3 protein-coding genes are annotated in these 4,880 nt (G+C 41.8%); 1 reads left to right on the forward strand and 2 read right to left on the reverse strand.

The features are described from left to right. On the forward strand, nucleotides 1-2,995 hold a 2,995-nt coding region (locus BACCELL_RS26160; protein WP_007213763.1), incomplete at its 5' end, for an ATP-binding protein. Between the two features lie 68 nt (nucleotides 2,996-3,063). Here BACCELL_RS26160 and BACCELL_RS19575 read toward each other — a convergent pair. Both BACCELL_RS19575 and BACCELL_RS19580 read right to left on the reverse strand, forming a co-directional pair. Further along, nucleotides 3,064-3,765: a DUF4373 domain-containing protein gene (locus BACCELL_RS19575; RefSeq protein ID WP_044154139.1), complete on the reverse strand. Its 702-nt coding sequence runs from the start codon at nucleotides 3,763-3,765 to the stop codon at nucleotides 3,064-3,066. A 34-nt stretch (nucleotides 3,766-3,799) separates the two neighbouring features. Continuing rightward, nucleotides 3,800-4,165, reverse strand: coding sequence for an SH3 beta-barrel fold-containing protein (locus BACCELL_RS19580; protein WP_007213765.1), 366 nt, complete (start codon nucleotides 4,163-4,165; stop codon nucleotides 3,800-3,802). Nucleotides 4,166-4,880: the final 715 nt, after the last annotated feature.

Raw genomic sequence — 4,880 nt, forward strand, 5'->3', positions numbered from 1 at the left:
CTCTTCCCGATGGAGTAACGACTTTATCATCCCTATTTATAATTCCTATCAGCATAAAAATTCTCCTTATGTAGTGGATGTGGAGCACATGGGCAGTCAATTTATGCATTTACAAAATGCAGAAGAATTATTGGAATATGAAGAAGGTCTCTTTGGAAAATATGCAGACAATCCTCCAAAACTCCTGATTCTTTTAGGTAGTGCTTCCTGGGGTTTGCTGAGAGATGATATAGAAAAACAATGGAAAGATGTCCCTGTGATTCTTTGTACGGAGACGGATTACGTCGGTCCGCAAGAGGCTTATCTGGAGAGGCGCGCCATTCCGGTAGAAGAGAGAACTCCCTTGAAAGATTATAAAGGAGATTTGTCGCTGACTGTATTCTATGTACCTGCATATCTCAAAGAAACAGTTTCGCTAATGCAGGATTTGATGCCTGAAATGGATGAGTTGATATTTCTGTCGGATGCCCGGTATATAAGTGCCCAATTCCGTTCGGATTTAAAAGAGATTGTGGGCAAGAACTTTCCCGAACTTGAAATAAAGGATTATGTTGCCGGTGTAATGACTACCGATGCATTGGCGGATTCATTGAGCCATGCAGAGGCAAACAGCGGAGTTCTCTTTTGCTCATGGCATCAGGATACTCAAAAAGGGAATGTCGTATTAACCAATAATATTTCCAGAATTCTGAGCTATTATTCCTCTTCACCTATCTTCTCATTAGATAATACCGGATTGCAGCGGAACGGCCTGGTAGGCGGCTATTTCTTTGATGAAAAAACTGTTGGAAGAAAAGTGGTTGAGATTACCAATGGTGTTTTATCCGGTGTCAACGAGAAAGGAGCCCGTATCGTAGACTGTGGTGTGCCTACTCCCATGTTCAACTATTACGATCTTATGGAAGCCGGATTATCGCCTGGCTTGTGTCCTCCCAATTCAGTCTTTTATATGATGCCGCCCTCTTTCTGGGAACAACATAAATATAGCGTCATAATTGCCATTGTAGTCATCATGCTCTTGTTTATGTGGCTGCGGATGGGGTGGCTGTCCAGAGCAAGAAAAAAGCAGGAAGAACAGATCAGACTGATGACCAGTTATCACAGTTTGTTTGAGAATATGCCCATCGTTTATTTGAAACAGCAACTGATTTACGACTCTGCGGGAAAGATTGTGGACTATATCACTGTAGAAGCCAATCCACGTTTTGAGAAATACTTCAAATCCATGGGTGAGGTCATCGGTAAAAAAGGAAGTGAGGCGGATCCGAAAGGTTTTGAAAGGATGTGCCACCTCTATAGCATGGTTACTTCCACTCAAAAGGAACTTTCTTATCAATACTATTACGAAAATATAGGTAATTATTTCAATGTGATTCTGACGCCTTCCAAGCATAAGGGATTCATTGATGTTTTCTGCGTAGACAATACCGAACTGGCCGAGACACAACAGATGTTGCGTTCCGCTAATCATAAATTGTCAATGTCGCTGGATGTGGCGAATATCGTTCCCTGGAAATGGGATCTGGAAAAGGGTACCATGCTCTGTGATGTGAACCGTCCGGTGGAGCTTAGCCATGACGACAGCATGATGAACGAAGATCAGCTTTCCGTACCCGATTACCAATATTTTGCCAAAATCTGTAAGGAAGATAGGGAACGGGTAAAGAAAGCCTATAAGGAACTGACGGAAGGTAATGTTTCTAAAATTAAGGAAGAATATCGTGTGATAGTCCGCAAGAATGGCGTGGCGCGTTATGAATGGGTTGAGGCTCAGGCCACGGTTGATAAGCGGGATGAAAAGGGCAATCCGATTACTTTGATCGGTTCTTCTCTCGTGATCACCGGGCGAAAGAAAATGGAAGAAGATTTGATTACGGCAAAAGAAAAAGCAGAAGAATCCAATCGTCTTAAATCAGCTTTCCTGGCTAATATGAGCCACGAAATACGTACCCCGCTCAATGCCATTGTCGGTTTTTCCAGTATTCTGGCGGATGCGGAAGAGCCGGAAGAAAAAGAAGAATACATCAATATTATCGAGAACAATAATACCCTGTTGTTGCAACTCGTAGGAGATATTCTGGATCTTTCCAAGATTGAGTCCGGAACACTTGAGTTTGTCTATTCTGATATAGATCTGAATGCCTTGTTTCAGGAGTTGGAAGAATCCGCCCGGCTCCGCCAGAAAAATGATGCGGTTGTCATCCGATATCTGCCGGAAATGCCGGATTGTTTTGTAAACATTGAGAAGAACAGGCTGACACAAGTGGTAACCAATATGATGAATAACGCTATGAAGTTTACCCCCAGTGGAAGCATCACTTTTGGTTATCATCTGAAAAATACTGATTTTCTCTATTTCTATATCACGGATACGGGATATGGAATTGAAAAAGACAAGAAAGATACTGTGTTCGGTCGTTTTGTAAAGCTCGATTCGTTCTCGCAGGGTACAGGACTGGGACTCTCTATTTGCCAAAGTATTGTAGAGAATCTGGGTGGTGAGATTGGTGTGGAATCGGAACCCGGCAAGGGTTCTACTTTCTGGTTTACTCTTCCTTATCGTCCCGTTGAGCTCAAATCAGTGAGGGAACAGAAGGAACACCGGTTGAATAAAGTGGAGAGTAAACTCACAGTTCTGATAGCTGAGGATAATGAGAGTAATTTCCTGTTGTTCGAATCTATCCTGAAGCGTCAGTACAACATTCTCCATGCCTGGGATGGGGAAGAGGCGGTGGAGCTATTCAAGCAATACAACCCCCATCTGATATTGATGGATATCAATATGCCTAAAAAGACCGGTTACGAAGCTACACAACTTATACGTGAAATGTCGCCGACGGTCCCGATTATGGCAGTGACAGCTTATGTCTATGCCGAAGATGAAGAACGCATTCTGAACAGTGGTTTTGATGCGTACACTTCTAAACCTATCAATGCGCAGAAGCTGCAAAGCGATATTGTGGACTTGCTTAAAAAGCAGTTGATATTTATGTAGGATGATCAGGGGAGGTATGTCATAATTAGCTTATACTTGCAAAGTATAAACTAATTATGATCATCTACTTAATTTTGCAACAGCTTCAGAATATATTTTCCGGGCATCACAATCCTTGCTTTCATCTGTGGCGAATTGTTGATGTCATAGATGATTTTCCATATTTTGCCTCCCAGTCTTCCAAAGTCGGTCAGTCTGAGAATGGCATTTTTCTCTTTTAAGGATGTCACTTTTTGCCGTTCCAATTCTTCTATCAATCCTTCATAGTTGTGTGTCTGTTTGTTGAGTGCATACTCCGGTGGAACAAGAAGAATCTCCTCATTCTTCCTCGTGTCTCCCTGGGGAGATCTAGAGGGGATTGTTTCATTCTCTTTATTCTCTTTGTTTGTAGCTAAAGCGTTGCTTGCCTTGGCATTTCTGATTTTCTGCTGGTTAGCCAACCCTCCACGACGGCCTGACTCTCTTTTTGCGTCCTGTTGGGCGTCCCATGGTTTCATGCGCAGTGTGAGTCCGGGCGATGAAAAGCTTGTGCCGTTTACCTCGAAGAGTGCATAGTCATATATGATCCGCTTCAGGGTGGTTACCGTAACTCTCATTTTCTGTGCCAGTATGGGCAATACTCTTAAGTCTGCCTTATATCCGTCCTGTAATCTTAGAAATTCCAGCAGCATCCAGTAGATACCGTATCCTTTCATTCCCTCTTTTTGCATCATTATCATCATTTTAAAGTTATTGCCTGCATTGGCATCATGTAATAGATATGAATCCATAATCTTTTGTTTTTTAATTTTCAACTCTCAATTTTCAACTTACCACTGGTTTCCATTCCAGGAAGTTCTCGATCTGGAACGTTCTCCATCCCTGTTGCTCTATATCCCAGTACACTACATGGTTCTGAATACGCTCGATGTCGTATTTGCGGTGGAAATCGGCTTCGTAATGTATCAGTGTTCCTCTTCCCATGTAAAAATCTCCATTTTGTTTTCGATAGGCTATCAGTGCACATCCGTATGGCATGTAGGCGGTTAATTGTAAAATTCGTCGTGCCATCCATGCGATGGTTTCTTCGGATAAGTCTGTTTCCTGCCCAATCAGTTTCTTCCATAGATTCTCCACTCTTTCGTCTTTCGTTACATACTTTTGTTGGTGTCCCAACGTTTGTTTCTCCATCTTAATGATTTTAGTTGTTTATAAATGGTTTATAATCAACCGTCTGTGATGGCTACACCCTTTGTCTTGGATAGCTACACCCTTTTTAGGTTAGGGCTACACCATCCCGGTGGAAGGGTGTAGCCCTTTCACTATCCTGTTGACGGGGCAAAATTATGCCCTTTCTTTGGAGTTAACTATTACTGATTAATCTTTACATCATATCCATAGGGATCTATATGTTCTGTATCTTCCTTCTGTATCACCGCCCATATACTCTCTATCTCGGTTCTTAAGCTGCTTGTTTTTAGAGGTATATGCTTTCCTTTCACATGCTTTCTGATTTTGCCCGTACTGTCCCACCACTCTATAAAATCACTGATTGTATGGACTTCCGTACCCTCAAAACCGCCTAATTTGAAGCATCTCAGGGCACCTACCAACAGATGGGTATTTGCTCCGTAATACTTTCTCGAAGCTAATAAATTTTCATTTATTACATTCGCTTTGTCTTGTTCTATACTATCGTCTTCCTTCTGATTATCAGATTTGTACGATTTACTTCTCAGCTGATTTCCGTTCAGCTTCTTGTTTTTTTAAATTCTGTCATGACTTAAATGATTAATTAACCGTTAGGTAATATTAACGTGGTTAAAAAATGCGAAAGTAGATAATTTAATTGGAATGGGAGGGGGAGTAGGGTGGAAAATGATGGATGAAAATTTATTTCTGGGTG

The organism is Bacteroides cellulosilyticus DSM 14838, assembly GCF_000158035.1.
GTDB lineage: Bacteria > Bacteroidota > Bacteroidia > Bacteroidales > Bacteroidaceae > Bacteroides > Bacteroides cellulosilyticus.

Excerpts from the sequence above, each read along its gene's own strand:
- BACCELL_RS19575 (WP_044154139.1), bottom strand. The coding sequence starts at position 3,765 with ATGGATTCATATCTATTACATGATGCCAATGCAGGCAATAACTTTAAA.
- BACCELL_RS19580 (WP_007213765.1), bottom strand. The coding sequence starts at position 4,165 with ATGGAGAAACAAACGTTGGGACACCAACAAAAGTATGTAACGAAAGAC.